The sequence below is a fragment of the Stenotrophomonas sp. 115C5 genome (genome assembly GCF_056861055.1).
Genome location: NZ_JBSPUQ010000006.1, coordinates 130,816 through 149,739, shown reverse-complemented (window position 1 = coordinate 149,739; position 18,924 = coordinate 130,816). Strand labels below are relative to the sequence as shown.

The following is an 18,924-nucleotide window of genomic DNA, read 5'->3' as shown; positions in this document are numbered from 1 at the left end:
GCGCTCAGGGCAGTGTGAGGCGGTACACCAGCACGCGGTTGTCGTTGTCGTACGGGCTGTCGCAGGCCTGGCCCTGCATGCGGCAGTGGCGGGCGATGAAGTCGTTGTCGTTTCCGATCAGCAGCAGCACGTCGTTCGGAAGCTGTGGGTCGAGCGCCGGGAGCACATCCATGGCTTCCCATTTTTCCGACAGCAGCCCAGCATGCAGGCCGCGCTTCGTGTCCAGGTCCAGCCCGGCACGCGCAAGCTGCGGGCGGTCGAGCAGGTTCAGCAGTTCGTCGCTGCGTGCGGGCATGATCTCCGGCTTCAGCGCGGTGCCGGTCGGGTCGGCCAGGACCGAGGTCGTGCCGGTTTCATAAGCACTTTCGGCCAGGTTGGTGGCATCGGCCACATCGACCAGCAGCACCGACTTGTAGACGATCGGGTCGTCGCCGTCCTTGCCCAACCCATTGCCATCGCGGGCCAGCAGCAGGAAGCGGTTGGCATCCAGCGCACGCAGCTCGCTCTGCGCCGCGGTTCGGTCCAGCTTGCCCTTGCCGTCGTGGGCGTAGGCAGGCAACGCCATCACGTAATGGCCGATCGGCTGCTGTGGCGTTGGCGAGGTCGTCACGTCGTAGACCAGCACGCGGGTGTTGATGCGACCGGCTGCATTGCCCCGTGCGCTGTCCTGCAGCGTCGCGCTCTGCAGGGCCACGAACAGGCGGCTGCCGTCGGGCGACAGGCCCATGCCTTCCACTCCCTGGTTGTTGCGGCGCCCAGTCTGCGGCGGCACCAGCGAACCAAAGGCGGGCTTGCCATCGCGCTGGGGACGGATCGCAGGCGGTGCCACGATCACGCCCTGCAGCTGGCCCTGTGCATCGAAGTAGTAGACGTTGGCGGTGTACTCATCGCCGATGTAGAAGTGGCCATCGGCGGTGAACTGCAACGATTCCGCGTCCAGCGAGACCTTGCCCGCACCGGCGCCGCTGGCCGGCGAGGGCAGCACCACCTCGCGCTGGGTGATCGTATGGTCGCCGGGGTCGGCGCCGGTGAACGACTGGCCGTTGAAGTCCTTCAGTACCACGCCCTTGTCCGGCACCATCGTCAGCGTACCCAGCGCACCGGCCTTGCCCGGGGTAACGTCGATACGCAGCTGCATGCGCTCGACGCGGCCGGCGTAGTCGTAGAACAGGCCGGCCTCGGGATCGTTGCGGCCACGGTCGGGCAGGGTCCACAGCACACCCTCGTAGCCGTTGGCGGTCCGTTTCCAGGTGCCGGGCTGCACCGCCAGCGACGAGAACGAGCCCAGCGTGTCGCCGAGGAAATCCACCGTGCCCGCGGGCAACCGCCCGGCGGCGACCAGACCTTTATCCACGTAAGTGCGACCGCCTAACTGCAAGGTGCGTGGCGGTGCGCCAGCGGCCTCGTGCGGAGCGGAGTATCCGCTGGCGGAGAGGGTGGCCAGCAGCAGGGCACTAGCAAGCATCGGTGGACTCCAGGCCGTCGATCAGAAGCGAAGGTCGATGGTACCGAACACCTGGCGCGGCGCCGAGGCATGGAACACGTACAGCTTTCCGGCCGGATCGCTGGGCGCGAACACGCTCGAATCCAGGTTGCTGGCGTAGCGCTTGTTGGTCAGGTTGGTCACGTTGAACGACAGGCGCATGCCCTTGGCGAAGCCGACCTGGCCGAAGTCATAGCCGCCGGCCAGATCGAACACGGTAAAGCCGCCGAAGCCCTGGTCGTTGGTGTAGGTGTAGAAGCGTTCGCCGGTGTACTTTCCGCGCAGGCTGGCGAACCAGCCGTTGTCGCGCCAGGTGATCTCGGTGGCCAGCAGTTGCTTGGGCGTATCGGTCTGGATCCTGCCCTTGATCTGCTGCTCGACACCCGCCTGCACGTAGTTGGACGCATAGGTCGAACGGTTCAGCGAGGCCGAGGTGTACCAGCTGAAGTGCTCGTTCGGGGTCCACAGCACGGTCAGCTCGGCGCCGCGGCTGTCGACGCCGCCCACGTTGTAGAAGCGGTTGCCGCAGGTCGGGCCGACCGGCTGGCGCGAGTCGCAGGGGTTGTACTGCAGCAGGCGGTTGTCGAAGCGCACGCTGTAGGCGGCGATCGAGGCCTGCAGGGTATCGGTGACGAAGCGGTAGCCGGCTTCCAGCGAGCGCGATTCCTCCGGCTTCAGGTTGCCCTGCGCATTCCAGGTGGCCTGGCTGACCGCCTGCGGGCCCAGCTTGAACCCGCCCTGGAACATGGCGATGTTCTCGGCGTAGCTGGCGAACACTTCGTGGTGCTCGGCTAGGCGGAAGTTGGCGCCGATGCTGGGCAGGAAATTCTTGCTGGCCTTCAGCGAGCCGGTGGCGAACTGGTTGTTCGAGGTCGGCGAGATCGGCGTCTTCGCGTCGCCCGGTAGTGCTTGTGCATCGGAGGTGGCATGCGGGCTCTTGGCGCCCAACTCCAGCGTCAGGCGATCATCAAGCAGGCGCCAGGTGTCTTTCAGGAAGAACTGATGGGTCTTCCAGCGCGTGCGCTGGGCGAACACGCCGACGTCGGAGGGCAGGGTGTTCATGCCACTCAGGTCGCGCGGGCCATCCACGGCGGTCTGGTAGCGCTCGGCACTGCTGGTGTTGCGCTCGTACCAGACGCCGCCTTCGATGCGATGTGCACCCAGCTCCCAGTCGAACGACAGCGTGCCGCCATCGCGGTCGATGGTGTAGATGGTGTTGCGGAAGATGATTGGAATCTCCTGCGCCGTGCCCTTGTTCGACCACGCGCCACTGTTCCAGTTGTGGCCTTCGCCGCGATCGTCGTGGTGATAGGCCAGCGCCCGCAGGCTGAAGCCATCGGCCAGGAAGAAGTCGCCGGCCAGGTAGTAGAGGTTGTCATCGCGCAGGATCTGCCCGGCGGTGAAGGCACCATCGGCATCCTTGTCCGGGCCGCTGTTGTCGCACTTCTTCGCGTTGAGGCTGGCGGTATTGCAGTAGGCCTTTGCAACGGCCTTGTTCCAGTCCGGTGCGTAGCCGCCCCAGTCCCAGCCGAGGCCGCGCGACATCTCGTCCTTGGACAGGTAAAAGTAGTCGGCCTGGGTGGTGCGCGAGGTATCGACGAAACCGGTGAGCTGGCCGCGGCCGAAGTTCCACACCCCCTTGGCGTTGAACTGCTTGGTGGTGGACGTGTTATAGGCGGTCTGGTCGTTCCAGAGGTCCGAGACCGCATTCATGCCGGAAACGTAGCCGGAGAAGCCGTTGTACTCGCCGCTGTCCACGCGCACGAAGGTGCGGCGGTTGGCATCGCTGCCGAAGGTCTGCACCACGCGACCGCCGAGTTCCTGCGCCGGGCGGTCGGAGGTGTACGAGATGGTGCCGCCGAGGTTGCTGGTGGACGGCGTGCCGAGGCTGCCGATGCCCACGGCCAGTTCGGCGCCGGCCATGTTCTCGCTGATCAGCGCGCGGTTGATGGTCAGTCCGTTGTAGTTGTTGTACGCACCGTCGCCCAGCGGCACGCCGTCCAGGGTGTAGCCGAGGCGGGTGGAGTTGAAGCCGCGCAGGCTGAGCGTCATCGACTGCTCATTGGTGCCCAGCGCATCGGCCGACTGCGCGTTGACGCCCGGCAGCAGGTTCAGGGTCTTCTGCAGGCTGGTACCCGGCGGCAGGATGTCGAGGTTCTCGCGAGTGATGCGCTGCACCTGACGCGCTTCACCGCTGCCGATTACCGAGACCGCATCGAGGGTGGTGGCCGAGGGCGTGCTGGAGGTCGGGGCAGCATCCTGCGCCCAGGCCGCGGGAGCAAGCGCGATCGACAGCGCGGCGGCCAACAAAGTCTTCGTCATGTTGCAGACACTCAGGCAGGCACGAGCTACCGCGCTGGCGCGGAGCTCATGGAATTGAAAAGGGGAGACAAGCGATGCGACTGCAGGCGCTGAAGGCGCCGTGGGTCCACGTGAAAATGGTGCGCTAGACAGATGACTGTCTGGTGACATGTTCAGTTGTTGTGAGGCGCAGGCCTGTAGAGCCGAGCCCATGCTCGGCTGCGTGTTCCCGGAGCCGAGCATGGGCTCGGCTCTACAAACGCTTCAGGGTCACGGTAGACGCCAACCTTGGTTGGCATGGGCAGCATCGTGGTGAAGGAGCGCCAACCGAGGTTGGCAGCTACCAAATGCTTACCCAGCGTTGCGCGGCTTGCGCGCGCGCTTCGGCTTTGCGGTATCTGCGCCGCTGGCGGCGCCATACTGCACCGCCTGCAGCCAGGACAAGGTGTCCACGTAGTCGATGAAGTGGCGCAGGTAGCCGGGGCTGGTCGCCTGCATCGTGTCCAGCATGCGTTGCACCAGCACCGCCGAGTTCAGCGGGCCGCCGTCGGCGGGGGCCTCGGTGCGCAGCGAGCGGCGCACCTGCAGTTCGCTGCGAAGTTCCGACCACTCGCGCTGCACCTGCTGCAGCATCGGCACCTGCGGGTAATGCGGCAGCGAGCGCGACCCTGCGTCCAGGTCGCGCACCAGTGCGCGCAGGCCTTCGAGCGCTGGCGGCTTACTTGGCATCCGGCGCCTTGGGCTTGGGAATCGGCGCGATCTCCACGCGACGGTTGCGTGCGCGGCCTTCCTCATTGGCGTTGGAGCTGACCGGCTGCTCGCTGCCGAATGCGGCGGCGAACACGGCGTCGGCCGGTACGCCATCGGCGATCAGGGTGCGGGTCACGGTCAGCGAACGCTGCGCGGACAGCTCCCAGTTGTCGGCGAAGCGGCGGTTGCCTTCGCGCACGGGCGCGTCATCGGTGAAGCCGCTGACCATGAGGATTTCTTCGCGACTGCCCAGATAGGCGGCCAGCGGTGCCGCCAGGCTGCGCAGCAGCTCCTGGCCTTCCGGCTGCAGCTGGTCGGAGTTGAGCGCGAACAACACGCTGCCGCTGATCCCGATGCGGCCGTCGACCAGCGTCACCCGGCCAGCAGCCAGCGGGCCGGCCAGTGCCTGTTCCAGGGTCTGCAGACGCTTGGCTTCGGCCTGGCGCTGCTTCACCTCCTGGTCCAGCCGCTGCGACAGCTCCAGCTGCACGGCGACCACGCCGACCAGGATCAACACGAACGCCCCCAGCAGCACTGACATCAGGTCGCCAAAGGCGGCCCAGATCGGGGCATGCGAGCCGCCATCGACCTCCAGTTCGTCGCTCATGCGCTGGCGGCCTTGCCGCGGCGCGCGGCCAGCTGCTGCAGTTCCTCCATTACCTGCTTCTGCGACAGCAGGCTGAGGTCGACCACCTCGCGCGCCTGCGCCACGTAGTAGGCCAGCTGCTCGTCGCTGCGCGCCAGCGAGGCATCCAGTGCGCCGCCGATCTGTTCCAGGCGGCCGGAAAGCTCGGTGGAGGCACTGCCGAACTGCGCGACCGCCTCACCAAAGGTGCTGGCCAACTGGCCCACTTCACCGGCGCTGCCGTTGAGCGCTGCGGCGATGCCGTCCAGCTTCCCGGTCTCGGCGGCGATATGGTCGGTGAAGCGGTTGCCGACGCGTTCCAGCAGCTCGGCGGAGCCGCCGACCAGCGCGTCCACGGCGGTGCGCTGCTCGTGCGAAGCATGATTGATCGCATCGAGCAGGGTCTGCACGGTGGCCAGCAGGCGACCGCGCTCTTCCAGCATTGCGTTGTCGCGCACCAGGCTTTCGGACAGGGTGCTGCGCAGTTCGTTGATGACGTCGGCAGCGGCCTTCGGCGCGGCTGCCGCGGTCTGCAGCAGGGTGGAGACTTCGGCCAGCGTGGCGCTGGCCTGCGCGCGACCGTTCTCACCGATCTGCTGCGCGGTGGCGGCCAGCGTGTCGCAGACCCGCTGCTGTTGTGCGGCGAGGCGTTCGCCGTTGGCCTGCAGGCGCTCGGCCAGGTCGGTGGAAACGTGCTGCAAGGCATCGCTCCAGCGCTGCAGGCGCTGTTCGTCGCCGGCCTGAAGCTGCGCATGCAGCGCGGCGTGGGCTTGCTGCAGTTCGGCGCTGACCGCGTCCCATCGCGCCTGGCGCTGCTGCTCGCGGCTGTCCAGGCTGGCCTGCAGTTCGGCATGCGCGGTTGCGGCGGCGGCCTGGGCGGCCTGCCAATCCTGCGCGCGTTGCTGTTCGTGGTCCTGCAGCAGCGACTGGCTGGCGCTGTGGCGCTGCTCCAGTGCCTGCAGCAACGCCTGCGCGTGCGCGTCCAGCTGCTGGCCGGCTGCGAGCAGCGCCTGCTGCTGGCGCTCGACCAGCGCGCTGTTCAGCGCATGCTGCTGTTCGGCGGCGGCACGCAAGGCCTCCGCATTGTCCTGTGCATCGGCCTGCAGGCGCTCGCCGATACGTGCGACCAGCGCTTCGGCATGCGTGGCCTGGCCATCGCTGAAGGCCTGCAGGTGCTGGCGCAGATCGCCCACCAGTGCCTGCTGTGCCTGGGTCTGTTCACTCACCACCTTGGCCCAGCTGGCCTCGGTCGCAATGCGACTGCGCTCGAAACCGTCGCTCAGGCCAGCCAGCTGCTGCTGCACGGCCTGCTCGACGCGGGCGTGCAGTGCCTCGCCATGGTGGGCCAGACCGGCCAACGTGGTCTCGGCCATCGGCTGCAGCGCGCCACCGATGGCGGCGGCACTGGCTTCGGCACCTTCGCGCAGCGACTGCTGCAGCGAGACCGCCAGGCGCTCCTGCAGCGCCTGGCTCTGGGTCAGGAATTCGGCCTGGCCGGCCAGCAGGCGCTCGTTGGCGGCCGTGCTGTGCTGTTCAAAGGTCTGTGTCATCGCCTGCAGGCGGTCGACCAGTGCCGGCAGCGCGGCGGACTGTACCTGCAGCAGGCGCAGCGACTCGGCGCGCTGCCAGGCCTGCGAGTAGGGATGCAGGTCGCTTGCAATGGCCCGGTCCAGCTGCTGCACGGCCTGCAGCCGGTCACGACGCAGCAGCGCCGCCAGCAGGCCGAGCATGGCCGAGCTGGCCACACCGGCGATCGAGGTGCCGAATGCCACCGCCAGGCCCTGTACCGGCGAGGCCAGCGAGCCGCGGATGGCGGCCATGTCGGTCGCGCTCTGCAGGGCCAGGCCGGTGCCGCGCAGCGTGTCCATCATGCCCAGCAGGGTGCCGAGCATGCCCAGCAGCACCAGCAGGCCGACCAGGTAAGGGGTCAGCACCGGTGCGGGCAGGGCGGTGCGCTCGCCTTCCACGCGCAGGCGCACGGCGTTGCGCAGGCCCACCGGCACGCGTTCCAGCCAAGGGGCAAGGCTTTCCCTGGCGCCGGACAGATCACTCAGCGCGGTGCGCAGGCCGTTGCTGGCCTGGCGGTAGCGGTACAGCTCCACGCCACCGGCGATGTAGCAGGCCGCGATGATCGCCGCCACCGCTGCACCCAGCGGATGCACCGAAACGTAGCCAATGCCGATCCAGCACACGGCCAGCAGGCCGACAAGGAAAACAACGACATGGAAAGCAGTTCTGGACATGGTGTTCCGGTCAGTGGGAGCGCAGGGCGTCTTGCAGCCCTTCGATCGGGTGGAAGCGCAGCTGCAGCTCGGCGAGCAGCAGCGTGCGCATGTCATGGCGGAAGGCCGTGCGCCAGCCGGGCTGGCCGTGCACGCGTTCAAAACGGGCGCCGAGCACCGCCGGCGCGGTGGCCAGCAGGCTGTGCTCGCGCGGGGTGAGGGTCTGTTCCATCACCGCATCGACCTCGGCCAGCCGTGCCAGCTCGGGCGAAACCTTCACCAGCTGGTCGCGCAGACGGCCGCGCAGGCGCCCGGTGGCGGTCTGGATGGCCTGCTGCAGTACCCGGTAGCGCTGGCGCAGCGAGGCGAAGTTGGGTGCGGCGGCAGCTTCGGCCAGGTCCAGCAGGCGCTCGGCCTCGGCATCCTCACTGATCGAGGCGAGCAGGCTGGCGTGCGCCTGGGCACAGTCGGCCAGCACATCCTCGACTGCCTCGGCGGCTTCACCGGGGTCGGGCAGGCGTCCACCGAGCGCCCCGGACAGGGCCACGGCACGGCTCCAGTCCACCCACTGGCCGAGGCGATCGGTCAGGGCGGGACTGGTGGCCGGCATCGCGCCGTCGCTGAGACGGGCGAGCAGGCGGAGGAACTCCGGTCCACCCAGGACCGGCTGCGCTGCGTTCGCCATCAAGGGGTGTGGGGCCAAAAACCATTGATTTTACAACCAGATGACCCGGCCTGGATGAAGGCCGGGCCGGGGGAGGGGACCCGCAGGCGCGACAAGGCTTAGAATGACCGGCTGCACCCATCCGTTCGACCCTTGGAGTACCCAATGACTGTTGCGCAGTTCTACCCGATCGGCACCCCCGGACAGCCCTGGGGCGACGCGGAACGCGCACAGTGGCGGGCCCGCCAGCAGCGCCAGCGCAGCTATCACGACGACGTGGTGGCCGCCCTTGAGCGGCTGGACGACAGCTTCGATGTGATCCAGTACGGCCAGCTGGACTATGCGCCGGACCATTACCCGCTGTTTGCCGTGGTCAACCACGACTGGAACCCGGCGCTGCCGACCGCGCTGATCACCGGTGGCGTGCATGGCTACGAGACCAGCGGCGTGCATGGCGCCCTGCAGTTCCTGGAACAGCAGGCCGAGCGTTACCTGGGCCGGCTGAACCTGATCGTGGCGCCGTGCGTCAGCCCGTGGGGCTACGAGCGCATCCAGCGCTGGAACCCGGATGCCATCGACCCGAACCGCAGCTTCCGTGACGGCGGCCAGATCGAGGAAGCCGCCGCGCTGATGCGCTGGGTGGCCGAGCGCAAGCCGAACCTGCTGGTGCACCTGGACCTGCACGAGACCACCGACAGCGACCTGCAGGAGTTCGATCCGGCCCGCTGCGCCCGCGACGGCAAGCCGTTCGAGCGCGACACCATTCCGGATGGCTTCTACGTGATCGGCAACAGCGAAGATCCGCAGGCCGAATTCCAGAAGGCATTGATCACCGCCGTCGCCCCGGTCACCCATATCGCCCCGGCCGACGCCGAGGGCAACCTGGTCGGCCTGCCGCTGCAGTCGCCAGGCGTGGTCTGGGGTGAGTCGCGTTCGATCGGCGCCTGCGCCGGCTTCACCGACGCGCGCTTTGCGACCACCACCGAGGTCTACCCGGACAGCCCGCGCACCAACCCGCAGGAATGCAACGACGCCCAGGTGGCGGCGGTGTGCGCGGGTCTGGATTTCGCCCTGGCGGCGCAGTAACGCGCCACGTTGCGGGCAGCGACCGGCATCAACCGGCGCTGCCTCGCTGGCGAGGTGGCCACGGCCGGCGAAGCCGACGGGCGACAGCCGGCGAAGACATCCAGTTCGCGCTGGTACACCGTGCTGTTGATCCCGAACAGGCCCAGCAGTGAGTGGAAGACGTTGTCGTGGCTGTGCGCCCGGTGCAGGGCATTCTCGCGCAGGCAGGCCAGGTCCACGCCCGCGTTGCGGCTGAATTCCGGTGAGAGCCACATCACCATCGGCACCTGGGTCTGCTCGCGCGGTGCGATGAAGTAAGGCGTACCGTGCAGGTACATGCCGCGTTCGCCCAGTGACTCGCCATGGTCGGACACATAGATCAGTGCGACATCACGCTGGTCCGAATAGCCCTGCAGCAGGTCGATGGCCTGGCCCAGCATGCGGTCGGTATGGACCAGGGTGTTGTCATAGGTGTTGACCAGCGCCTCGTTGCTGCAATGCTGGATCTGGTTGCTGTCGCAGGTGGGGCTGAATGCCCGCGACTGTGCCGGGTAGCGTTCGAAGTAGGTCGGGCCGTGGCTGCCCAGCTGGTGCAGCACGACCAGGGCGTCACCGTTCATGGCGTCAATGCGTGTTTCGAGCTGATGCAGCAGCACCTCGTCGTAGCAGGTGCCGTCGGCGTTGACACATTGGCCGGCCACCTTCAGCGCGGGCATGTCCTCGGTCGGCACGCGTTCGCACACGCCCTTGCAGCCGCCGTTGTTGTTGTTGCGCCAGAGCACGCTGATGCCGGTGCGCTGCAGGATGTCGAGCACGTTCTCCTCGGTCGCTGCGCGTACATCGTCGTACTGGCGGCGGGTCATCTGCGAGAACATGCACGGCACCGAGATCGCCGTTGCGGTTCCGCATGAGGAAACATCACTGAAGCTGATGACGCCTTCCTTGCGCGAGAGCCGGGGATTGGTCGCGCGTGGGTAGCCGTTGAGCTGGAAGTTCTGTGATCGCGCGGTCTCACCGACGACCATGACTACCAGCTTCGGGCGCGGCCCCGGTACGCGCCGTGCGTCCATGCCGATCGGGCGCAAAGGTTGCTGGCGGGTGCTGTAGAGGCCTTTCAGATAACCGTGGGTATGGCGCACGACGTTCAACGGCAGCACCTGGTCACGGAGATAGCGGTTGTTGCGCAGCAGCGAGGAGTAGTCCTTGTAGAGCGCGAAACCGATTGCCAGCAGTACCATCATGGATACCAGGACGTTGACTGGCCACACCAGCAGCGAACGTATCGAACCGGCCCCGCTGGTGGTGCGCACCAGGGCCAGCCCGGCAGCAGGCAGCACGCCCAGCGCCAGCAGGGTCAACAGCAGTGGCAGCGAGAGATAGGCGTTCAGCTCGGCCTGGTTGGTCTCGAACACGTTCTGCACCATGCTGCGATCGATCAGCACGTTGTAGTGCAGCATGAAGTAGCTGCAGGCGGCGCTGACGACAACGAGCAGCACCAGCAGCGGCCTGCGCAGGAACGGCAGTGCCAGCAGTGGCGTCAGCATCAGGTTGAACAGGCAGAACAGCACCACCGGCAAGCTGGCCAGGAACAGCACGCTGCGCAGGCTGCTAAGGTCGATCAGCCCCCACAGCGTCTTCCAGAGGGCGATGTTTCCAATCGTGGTGAAGAACAGTGCGGCGGCCCAGACCAAAGCGATCGGATGGAGCCGTGGAAAACGGAGGCATTGACGCACGAGCAGGTTCCGCGGAACGGGAGTGCGCGCAGTATCGAAACGGCTTTATCAGGAAGTTGTCAGGATTGCCGGGCTAGCCCAGCAGGATCACGCCCCACACTGCGCCGACCATCAACAACGCGGTGGTCTGCGCGGCGCTGCCCATGTCCTTGGCGTTCTTGGACAGCGGGTGCTGCTCCAGCGAGATGCGATCAACCACAGCCTCAATCGCGGAATTCAGCAGTTCCACCAGCAGGCTGATGAAGCAGACCGCCAGCACTATCGCGCGCTCGACCGTGCTGATGTCCAGTACGAACGCTGCAGTGATCAACAGCGCGTGCAGAAGCAGCAGCTGACGAAAGGCGGCCTCGCCGCGGAAGGTGGCGATGAAACCATCGCGCGAATGGATGAGGGTGTGGAAGATGCGGCTCAGACCGGTCTTGCCGTGCGGGTACTTGCCGCTGTCCTTGGGGTGCTGCATGCCGTTTCCGCCGTGAAGTAAGCAATCCCCAGCATGTGCACGCGTGCGTCAGGAAACCGTCAGAGCGGCCACTCCAGGCTGAACCGGCATCCCCGCTGCGAGGAATGCACCGTCATCCTCCAGCCCAGGTGCCCGACGATGCGCTGTACGATCGACAGTCCCAGTCCCTCGCCACTGTGCGGGCTGCCAGGCAGGAAACGCTGGAACTGCTGTGGGTCGATACTGGACGGCAGGCCCGGCCCAGTGTCGGCGATGATGAGTGCGGTGTCGTGGAGGGTGATCCGTACTTCGCCCCGATCGGTGTACTGGCAGGCATTGCGCAGCAGGTTCCAGATCACGCTGTGCGCCAGATCGGCGTTGGTGTCCAGCACGGGTTCGTGCCGGGCATCAAGCGCAATGATCACCGGCTTGCCGGAAATCCAGGGCTGGCAGCGCTCCATGCAGGATTCGATCAGCGGACGCAGGGCCACCTTGTTGCGCGGCACGGTACTGGGAGCGCGTGAGAGCAGCAGCAGGCAGGTCAGCTGGCGCTGCATCTCCTGGGTGGTGCGCAGGATGCGCTCGGCACTGGGAACCAGGTGGCTGTCGGCCGGAAGCTGGCAGGCGAGCGTCTCTGCGGCGCCTCCGATGATGGCCAGCGGCGTGCGCAGCTCGTGACTGGCATCGCCACTGAAGCACTGCTCGCGATGCAGGAACCGTTCGAGCTCGTCGCTGTGCCGGGCGAAGGCGCGGGCGAGTACACCAATCTCGTCGCGCGCGTCCTGATAGGGAAAGGGCTTCTGGCCGTCCTGCACCGCGTCCGCCAAGCGCGTGATGGGCGCGATGACGTGCGTCGCCACCTTGCGACCGATCAGGAAGGCGCCCAGCACGCAGATTGAAATGACCAGTGCCGCAAAGGCGTTGATCAGGTGTTCCAGATAGCCATAGTGCGCCGCGTCCTGCAGCAGGTAGTAGCGCTGGCCGCCGGTGTCGAACACGCTCAGGTGCCACTCGTTGGGGGCCTCTTCACCGTGATAGCCCGGGCCATACTGGCGCAGCACGACAGGCACGTCATGGGCATCGAACAGCTGGGTCCCCGGTGGCAGGGCGGGGCGTTGACCACGGGCCAGCGCGGCCTGCAGCCTTTGCACTTCGCTGTCCTGGGTCCGCGCGACGACAGCGGCCCGGACCTGGTCGTAGTCGACCTGCTCGGCCAGCACGATGAAGCCCATGGCACCGGCCATCGACAGCACGAACGAGATCGTGATGCGGGTACGCAGGCTCAGGCGGCGGTAGTGGGAGGCAGGACTCACGTCTGCATGCGCCAGCCGACGCTGTGCACCGTGGTGATCAGCGCGGTGTCGAAGCTGCGGTCCACCTGCAGGCGCAGCTCATGGATGTGTGTCCGCAGCGCGCCGCTGTCCGGTGGCTCGTCGCCCCAGACCAGGTACTGCATCTCCTGCTTGCGCACCACCGCAGGAGCCGCACGCACCAGGCACATCAGCAGCTTGTGCGACGTGGGCGTCAGCGTAATGCAGCGGCCTTGCCGCCAGGCCTGTGGCGAGCGCGTGTCCACCTGCAGATCCTTCCACGCCAGCACGCTCTGGACCTGACGACCCTGCGCCCGTCGCACCAGGGCCTTGATCCGCGCATCCAGTTCCGTCAGCGAGAACGGTTTGACCAGGTAGTCGTCCGCACCCAACGCAAGGCCCTGAACCCGGTCTTCGACCGGATCGCGCGCGGTCAGCATCAGGATCGGCACCGGGTTCTGGAATTCCTGGCGCAGCTTCTGGCACAGCGTCATGCCATCCAGGCGCGGCAGCATCAGGTCCAGCAGGATGGCGTCGTAGTCGTGCTGCGTGGCCCGGCGCAGGCCGCCGGCACCGTCGCGGGCGTCGTCCAGCACGTAGCCGAGAGGCTCGAAGAAGGCGTACAGGTTGGCTACGAGCTCGGGGTTGTCTTCGATGATCAGCAGGCGGGTCATGGCGTGAGTCCTTGCGCGTGGCCGAACTGTGCCCGATCCCTGACTGATTGCCAATGCGCATGCTGAATGGATCGCGGCCTGGGTTCGGCCCCGTCAAGCGACGTTCACTCGGCCGGGCTGCGTGAATCGCGGATCGAATAGATCACCGAAAAGATCTTCCAGCCCTGCTCGGTCCGGATCAGCTGCCACATTTCCTTGCCCCAGTTGGTCTTCACCCCATCGTCGTGGAAGCTGTAGTCGAACGACACCGAGGCCACGTCGCCATCCGTCTCGATCTTGGTGTTGGAGAATGTCTCTTCTTTTGGCTTGGGCGAAGCCACCGCTCCGTCGATCAGCGCGATGAAGTTATTGGTGGGAATCTGCCGGGCCTTGATCGCATCGGGCTTGGCCTTGCGGATGTCCTGCAGGCGCGCGTCCTCGGAGACGAACTGCCAGCCGATATCTTCCGGTTTGTCCGAAAAGAACAGGCTCATGTAAGTTGGCTTGTCCTTGTTGATCAGCGAGGTGCGGAACGATTCGATCACCTTTTCGATCGCTTTTACATCCGCAGCTGATGGGTGCTGGGTTGCGTGGGCCGGCTGGCCTGCGACAAGGAAGGCAGCGAGAAGCGCGCCTTGGAATCCGATGGTTCGCATCATTGACGTGGGTCGCAGCAGGGTAGGAGCGCCGCCGGGCCCACGGCTGCAGGGCCCCGGCGCGCTCCACATTCAACGATGCAGCGCGTCAACAATCAAGCCGGTTGCGATCTCCACCAACAGGTACTCGTTGTCGGACTGGCGCACCCAACGCCGGTCGCGGCCCGGCTCACGCAGGTGATAGCGCGCATAGTCGTCCACCCAGTATCGGCGATCCACTTCGGACCACGGCAGGCGCTCACCGCGTCGCCAAGCCTTCTTCTGCCAGCCCGGCGGCGGCGCATCACGGTTGTGGGGGCCGCCGGCATGCGGCGGCGGGCCGTTGCCGCGAGCGTGGTGCGGCGGATCAGCGAAGGCGGGAGCTGCGGCGAGTGCTGCGGCCGTACTCACGGCAATGGCAAGCAGACGTATGGATGTCATCGGGATGTCTCCGTCATGGCCGCGGTATGCGGCGCTGTGAACGCGAATGTAGGGCAGGCCATGTGAATGAATACGGGTGTCGGCATGCCGTTCATGAACAGATCGGGTTGCGCCTGCTGCTGCGAAGATGATCTCAGCGTGTCGCATCATCGGCTGTGTCGCCCGCAGCCCAACCGCCGCCCAGTGACAGGAACAGTTCCATCTGACGGTCGACCCGCTCCGCGCGCGAGGTGGCCAATGCGGACTCCGCATCTGCCAGCGCGGCCTGGGCCGAAAGCACGTCAAGAAAATCAATCCTGCCGAAACGGTAGAGTTGCTGTGCCTGCCCGGCGGCCCGCGCTGCGTCCATCCGCGCCTGCGCCAGGCTGCGCTCGCGTTCAAGGTCCTGCGTGCAGGCAGAAAGCGCGGTCTCGGTCTGGCGCAGTGCCCGCAGCACGATGCCGTCAAACGAAGCGAGAGCGGTATCTGCATTGGCACCGGCCGCTGCGATGCGGGCCTTGGCCACGCGGCGGTTGGGCCAGTGCCATGACAGCACGGGGCCGATGCTCGCACCGAAGCCGTCAGCCGACAGCAGATGCGCCGGCGTGCCGACCACGCCCGAAGAGGCGCCGAGGGTGATCTGCGGATAGAGACCCGCCGTCTCAGCGCCGATCATTGCAGTTGCGGCGGCCAGGCTGCGTTCGGCTGCGCGTATGTCAGGGCGCCGCTGGAGCAGCTGCCAGCCGTCACCGACCGGCAATGCTTGCTCCAGCTCAGGGGGCTGTGGGCACCCTTCCGCTTCCCTGGGATAGTCTGCCGGGAGCCTGCCCATCAGCGCGGCCAGTTCGAGCAGTGCGGCCTGGCGCTCTGCCAGCAGGTGCGGTATCCCCGCCGCGCTGCGGTTGACGGCGGCACCGGCACGGCTGACATCGAAGTCCGTTCCGCGCCCGCCTGCAGCCAGGCGTCGGGTTGCCTCCAGCGTGGCGCGCTGTATCGCCAGCACTTGCCGGGTTGCGGCGAGCGTGTGATTGCGGGTGCACACCTGGAGATAGGCACGGGTGACGGCAGCAGCGACGACCACGCGGACCTGGTCCCGTGCCGCAGCGACGGCCTCGGCGTCCGCGTTGGCGGCTTCGATACCGCGGCGGATGCCGCCTGCAAGATCCACTGGATAGGAGAGCTGAAGGCCCAGCGCGTACGACTGCGGCGCGGCCGACGCCTGGGTGTAGCCACCGGCATGGACGAGCGTGCCCGATGCATCCACGTCCCCTTGCACGGCACCGCGCGCGCGGTACTCCAGCACGGTTGCGCTGGCGCGCCGAAGGTTGGCATCGGCGGCGCGCAGGTCGGTATTGGTCGCCAGTGCTTCGCGTACGTAGGCGTCAAGCTGGGGGTCGCCATACAGTTGCCACCATCGAACCGGTGGCGCGTCGTGGCTGAACGATGCCTCCTGGCCCGAGACGAACGCCCGCGCCGCCCGTGGGGAGGCTGCGACAGCGCTCGCCGGCAGGTGATAGTCGGGGCCGGACACGCAGGCCGTCATCGGCAGCAGCAGGGCAAGCAGCCCACCACGTACTGTTCGCAAGCTCACTTGCAGGTTCCCTGTGCCGAGGGCGTGATCGTCACACTCGCAGTGCGGCCCACGATCAGGCGGGAATCCGACGGCGCATCATCGATGCGGATGCGTACCGGGATGCGCTGTGCCAGCCTCACCCAGGTATAGGTCGGCGCCACGGCCGGCAGCAGGTTGTGCGTGCTTGAGCGCTGATCGTCGGCAATGCCGGCGGCGATGGTATCCACGTGTCCGCGGACGTCGTGGTCGTCGCCCATCAGCCGGGCCACGGCGGCATCGCCCTCGGTGATGCAGCCCAGTTTGGTTTCCTCGAAGTAGCCCTCGATACGCAGGCTGCGGGTGTCGATCAGCGCCAGTGCCTGCGCACCGGGTTGCAGGTAGTCGCCCGCGTGCAGGTCCAGGTTGGTGATGATGCCATCGGTGGTCGCGCGCACCTCGGTGCGTTGCACGTTGAGCTGGGCCACGCGCTGTTCGGCTCGTGCCTGGGCCAGGGTGGCCAGCTCGGTATCGACCTTGGCGGCATTGCGTTCGCGTGTTTCCGAGGCGACCAGGTTGCCAAGTGCGTTGTCCCGGGCCGATTCGCGGCGGGCCAGCGCCAGCGTGGCATGCGCGCTCCTGACCGCCGCGTCTGCCTTCTCGAGCGTGGCGGCGAAGCGTGGCTGATCGAGCACCAGCAGCAGCTGGCCGGCGCTGACCCGCTGGTTGTCGTGCACCAGCACCTGGGTGACCAGCCCCCCCATGTCCGACGCAACGCGCACCACATCGGCGCGCACCCGCCCGTCCCGCGTCCATGGGCGCATTTCGTAACGATTCCAGATGGAGAGCGCGGCAATGATGGCAAGTGCACACACGGCCAGCGTTGCGCTCCAGCGTCCAATGACAGCAAGCAGGTATTTCATTTCATTTCTCGAGCAGGGGCGAGAGCCGGACCATCAGCTCCGCCAGGATCACGAACAGGGACAGGCCCACCAGGGGCCGCGCGGCGAACAACCGGTACAGACCGAGGCTGGCGAGCAGGCGTGAAGTCAGTATCGACAGCGCCAAGGCGGCAGCGGCCACGGCGAGCAGGCCGGGAATGAGCACGCCATCAATGGAAAGATCAGAAGGCATGAGGTCAGTGCCGATGGGTAAGCGGGGAAACGAGCAGATCGCGGCGCAATCCACAGAGCAGGTGCGACAGATGCTCCTGCTCAGCCCCGCTGCTGGCCGCCGCTGTCTCGCGCATGCGGTCCAGCAGTTCCAGAAGATGGGTGTCGACACTGTGTGCCGCGTGGGCGCGGATCCTGAAATGTGCGGCGACGCGTTCGATCAGCGCCGCATGAAGCGGCCGTACGTGTGGGTTGTCCAGATACTCTTCCAGAGCGCGGAGCTGGTTGGATGCATGTGCCGCACGAACGTCCGCAAACAATGCCCGCAGGTCGTGTGCTGCGCTGGAACGACCCTGCAACCTTGGAGCGAGCAGCCCGATGCGATCCAGCATGCGGCTGAGCCAGGCGCGGGTCACATCACCTCGTCCGGCGGCGTGTCGTGCGATGTCCCGACGGATCGAACGCTCCAACCGTGCGCGGTTGCGGCCCGCATCGGCGGTCTGGAACAGCTGCATGCTGCACAGTGCCATTGCCGTACCGACGAACAATGCAATGCTGTTGTTGAGTGCGCCGACGATGTTGACCGTATTGGTCGCACCCAGACCTGCGATGAGCGGAAAAGTCAGCACCACGCCCAGGGCGGCCATGATGAAGGGCGGCCTGGCCAGGAACGATCCGCACAGCAGCAGCACCGGCGCGAGCGCGGCAATCAGGCCGGTGATATCGGACAGCGCGGGGAAGATCAGCAGACCGTAGAGCAGGCCGACGGCAACACCGATCAACGACCCCACCAGATAGCGCATGACATGCGGCGCAGGTGCTTCGATTGTGCCGAACAGCACGCACGCCGTGCCGATGATGGACACCGCTGTGGCGCCCTCCGACCAGCCAGTAGCGATCCATAGAACGCAGCTCAGCAGGATGCCGGCGAACGCGCCCAGCGCGCTACGCAGGGCAAGCCGATGATCCCGGTGAAGTACCGCACCCTGCACATGTCGCGCAAGGCGAGCAGGTACATGCAGGCGCCAGTCGGGGCGGGCAGCGCATAGTTGTGCCTGCAGCACGCGGCAGTCGGCGTGGGCGAGGTCGAGCTCGGCCTGTTGCGCGGCGAGGCCGGCCTGCAGCAGATCGCGCCAGCCCGTTGCATCCATCGCGCCGGCCTGTGGTGAACGCAGCCGGTCGATGGAATCTTCCATCGCGCTGGACAGCATCAGGACGTCCAGCATCCGGTCATGCAGGGCACGCAGGATCTGCACCTGGGCCACGCCGTGGGCGCTGTCGAAGGGCAGGTGGATCGACAGCACATGCAGCTCGAGCAGGTCGGCGGCCACTTTCGAGCGGTCCGTCGCCAGCATCGTTTCCGATGCACCGGCCCGCATGTCGCGTGTCCATCGTTCCGCATCATCCAGCACAGCGGCAACCCGCGCGTGCACGCGCATCGAGACCCGGCGCGGCAGCACCAGCGCATGGACCAGCGTTGCGGCAAGGATGCCGATGGCGATTTCCTGCACCCGCGTGATGGCGATGGTGAACACGTCTCCCGGCACCATCACCGCAGGAAACCCAATCAGGCTGGTGGTATAGCCGGCCAGCAGGAACGCATACGCACGCGGCGTGCGGTCGAGCATCGCCAGGTACAGGCACAGCGCCATCCACGCCGCGAGCGCGGCGCTCAGCACCAGGGGGGCATTGGCAAATCGTGGCACCAGTGCGACGGTGGCGAAGGCCCCGCCCACGGTGCCGAGCAGACGGAACAGGCCGCGGCTGAGTGTCGCCCCGGAAAGGGGCTGCGACACCAGATAGACCGTGCCGATCACCCAGAACGGGCGGTTCAGGCCGATCCGCAGGGAGACATACAGCCCCAGCGACGCGGCGAGCAGGCATTTGAGCGAGAACAGCACCGCCTCCTGGTCGGTCCTGAGGGCAGGGCTTTTCAACCGGGCGAATGCCTGGAACAGGTGGG

Annotated in this window: 17 protein-coding genes; 1 reads left to right on the top strand and 16 read right to left on the bottom strand. The window is 66.8% G+C overall.

Annotated elements, in window-relative coordinates; genetic code table 11:
• Positions 1-4 precede the first annotated feature (4 nt).
• From AC13FN_RS09965 to AC13FN_RS09940, 6 genes are all read right to left on the bottom strand, one after another.
• Positions 5-1,465, bottom strand: coding sequence for an esterase-like activity of phytase family protein (locus AC13FN_RS09965; protein ID WP_054171917.1), 1,461 nt, complete (start codon positions 1,463-1,465; stop codon positions 5-7).
• 21 nt (positions 1,466-1,486) lie between these two features.
• The gene (locus tag AC13FN_RS09960) at positions 1,487-3,805 is read right to left on the bottom strand and encodes a TonB-dependent receptor (RefSeq protein WP_054171916.1); all 2,319 of its coding nucleotides are present in this window, start codon (positions 3,803-3,805) and stop codon (positions 1,487-1,489) included.
• A gap of 330 nt (positions 3,806-4,135) precedes the next feature.
• The gene (locus AC13FN_RS09955) at positions 4,136-4,579 is read right to left on the bottom strand and encodes a DUF2894 domain-containing protein (protein WP_482984673.1); all 444 of its coding nucleotides are present in this window, start codon (positions 4,577-4,579) and stop codon (positions 4,136-4,138) included.
• A complete protein-coding gene (locus AC13FN_RS09950) occupies positions 4,503-5,141 on the bottom strand; it encodes an OmpA family protein (RefSeq protein WP_005409939.1) in 639 nt (212 codons plus the stop codon). The genes AC13FN_RS09955 and AC13FN_RS09950 overlap by 77 nt, the downstream gene beginning before the upstream one ends.
• Positions 5,138-7,402, bottom strand: coding sequence for a DUF802 domain-containing protein (locus tag AC13FN_RS09945; protein ID WP_049437632.1), 2,265 nt, complete (start codon positions 7,400-7,402; stop codon positions 5,138-5,140). The genes AC13FN_RS09950 and AC13FN_RS09945 overlap by 4 nt, the downstream gene beginning before the upstream one ends.
• Before the next feature lie 10 nt (positions 7,403-7,412).
• Positions 7,413-8,066 carry a DUF3348 family protein gene (locus tag AC13FN_RS09940; protein ID WP_049437630.1) on the bottom strand — a complete coding sequence of 218 codons (654 nt, stop codon included), beginning with the start codon at positions 8,064-8,066 and terminating at the stop codon, positions 7,413-7,415.
• A 144-nt stretch (positions 8,067-8,210) separates the two neighbouring features.
• Between AC13FN_RS09940 and AC13FN_RS09935 the strand changes: the two genes are divergently transcribed.
• Positions 8,211-9,131, top strand: coding sequence for a M14 family metallopeptidase (locus tag AC13FN_RS09935; protein WP_049437628.1), 921 nt, complete (start codon positions 8,211-8,213; stop codon positions 9,129-9,131).
• Here the strand turns inward: AC13FN_RS09935 and eptA are convergent.
• From eptA to AC13FN_RS09885, 10 genes are all read right to left on the bottom strand, one after another.
• Positions 9,035-10,843 carry a phosphoethanolamine transferase EptA gene (gene eptA / locus AC13FN_RS09930; RefSeq protein WP_049437626.1) on the bottom strand — a complete coding sequence of 603 codons (1,809 nt, stop codon included), beginning with the start codon at positions 10,841-10,843 and terminating at the stop codon, positions 9,035-9,037. The two genes, AC13FN_RS09935 and eptA, sit on opposite strands and share 97 nt — an antisense overlap.
• 73 nt (positions 10,844-10,916) lie before the next feature.
• Positions 10,917-11,303 (bottom strand): diacylglycerol kinase, encoded by a 387-nt coding sequence (locus tag AC13FN_RS09925; protein WP_053443171.1) that lies wholly within the window; start codon positions 11,301-11,303, stop codon positions 10,917-10,919.
• Between the two features lie 59 nt (positions 11,304-11,362).
• Positions 11,363-12,595 carry a sensor histidine kinase gene (locus AC13FN_RS09920; RefSeq protein ID WP_482984674.1) on the bottom strand — a complete coding sequence of 411 codons (1,233 nt, stop codon included), beginning with the start codon at positions 12,593-12,595 and terminating at the stop codon, positions 11,363-11,365.
• Positions 12,592-13,266 carry a response regulator transcription factor gene (locus tag AC13FN_RS09915; RefSeq protein ID WP_482984675.1) on the bottom strand — a complete coding sequence of 225 codons (675 nt, stop codon included), beginning with the start codon at positions 13,264-13,266 and terminating at the stop codon, positions 12,592-12,594. The genes AC13FN_RS09920 and AC13FN_RS09915 overlap by 4 nt, the downstream gene beginning before the upstream one ends.
• Positions 13,267-13,370: 104 nt before the next feature.
• Entirely contained in the window at positions 13,371-13,901 is a 531-nt protein-coding gene (locus tag AC13FN_RS09910; RefSeq protein ID WP_478413685.1) for a Cif family virulence factor, read from the bottom strand.
• Between the two features lie 72 nt (positions 13,902-13,973).
• Positions 13,974-14,321 carry an RcnB family protein gene (locus tag AC13FN_RS09905; RefSeq protein WP_049437616.1) on the bottom strand — a complete coding sequence of 116 codons (348 nt, stop codon included), beginning with the start codon at positions 14,319-14,321 and terminating at the stop codon, positions 13,974-13,976.
• Positions 14,322-14,454: 133 nt separating this feature from the next.
• The gene (locus tag AC13FN_RS09900; RefSeq protein ID WP_482984676.1) at positions 14,455-15,891 is read right to left on the bottom strand and encodes an efflux transporter outer membrane subunit; all 1,437 of its coding nucleotides are present in this window, start codon (positions 15,889-15,891) and stop codon (positions 14,455-14,457) included.
• Complete coding sequence (locus AC13FN_RS09895) at positions 15,888-16,772, bottom strand: HlyD family secretion protein (RefSeq protein WP_049437612.1); 885 nt, start codon at positions 16,770-16,772, stop codon at positions 15,888-15,890. Before AC13FN_RS09895 ends, AC13FN_RS09900 begins: the two co-directional genes overlap by 4 nt.
• Position 16,773: 1 nt before the next feature.
• Positions 16,774-16,983, bottom strand: coding sequence for a DUF1656 domain-containing protein (locus AC13FN_RS09890; protein ID WP_019659903.1), 210 nt, complete (start codon positions 16,981-16,983; stop codon positions 16,774-16,776).
• Positions 16,984-16,987: 4 nt separating this feature from the next.
• The gene (locus tag AC13FN_RS09885) at positions 16,988-18,862 is read right to left on the bottom strand and encodes an FUSC family protein (protein ID WP_482995109.1); all 1,875 of its coding nucleotides are present in this window, start codon (positions 18,860-18,862) and stop codon (positions 16,988-16,990) included.
• Positions 18,863-18,924 lie beyond the last annotated feature (62 nt).

Bases quoted from the DNA above. Each gene is read 5' to 3' on its own strand.
- AC13FN_RS09965 (WP_054171917.1), bottom strand. From the start codon at position 1,465: ATGCTTGCTAGTGCCCTGCTGCTGGCCACCCTCTCCGCCAGCGGATAC.
- AC13FN_RS09960 (WP_054171916.1), bottom strand. From the start codon at position 3,805: ATGACGAAGACTTTGTTGGCCGCCGCGCTGTCGATCGCGCTTGCTCCC.
- AC13FN_RS09955 (WP_482984673.1), bottom strand. From the start codon at position 4,579: ATGAGGAAGGCCGCGCACGCAACCGTCGCGTGGAGATCGCGCCGATTC.
- AC13FN_RS09950 (WP_005409939.1), bottom strand. From the start codon at position 5,141: ATGAGCGACGAACTGGAGGTCGATGGCGGCTCGCATGCCCCGATCTGG.
- AC13FN_RS09945 (WP_049437632.1), bottom strand. From the start codon at position 7,402: ATGTCCAGAACTGCTTTCCATGTCGTTGTTTTCCTTGTCGGCCTGCTG.
- AC13FN_RS09940 (WP_049437630.1), bottom strand. From the start codon at position 8,066: ATGGCGAACGCAGCGCAGCCGGTCCTGGGTGGACCGGAGTTCCTCCGC.
- AC13FN_RS09935 (WP_049437628.1), top strand. From the start codon at position 8,211: ATGACTGTTGCGCAGTTCTACCCGATCGGCACCCCCGGACAGCCCTGG.
- AC13FN_RS09925 (WP_053443171.1), bottom strand. From the start codon at position 11,303: ATGCAGCACCCCAAGGACAGCGGCAAGTACCCGCACGGCAAGACCGGT.
- AC13FN_RS09915 (WP_482984675.1), bottom strand. From the start codon at position 13,266: ATGACCCGCCTGCTGATCATCGAAGACAACCCCGAGCTCGTAGCCAAC.
- AC13FN_RS09910 (WP_478413685.1), bottom strand. From the start codon at position 13,901: ATGCGAACCATCGGATTCCAAGGCGCGCTTCTCGCTGCCTTCCTTGTC.
- AC13FN_RS09905 (WP_049437616.1), bottom strand. From the start codon at position 14,321: ATGACATCCATACGTCTGCTTGCCATTGCCGTGAGTACGGCCGCAGCA.
- AC13FN_RS09895 (WP_049437612.1), bottom strand. From the start codon at position 16,772: ATGAAATACCTGCTTGCTGTCATTGGACGCTGGAGCGCAACGCTGGCC.
- AC13FN_RS09890 (WP_019659903.1), bottom strand. From the start codon at position 16,983: ATGCCTTCTGATCTTTCCATTGATGGCGTGCTCATTCCCGGCCTGCTC.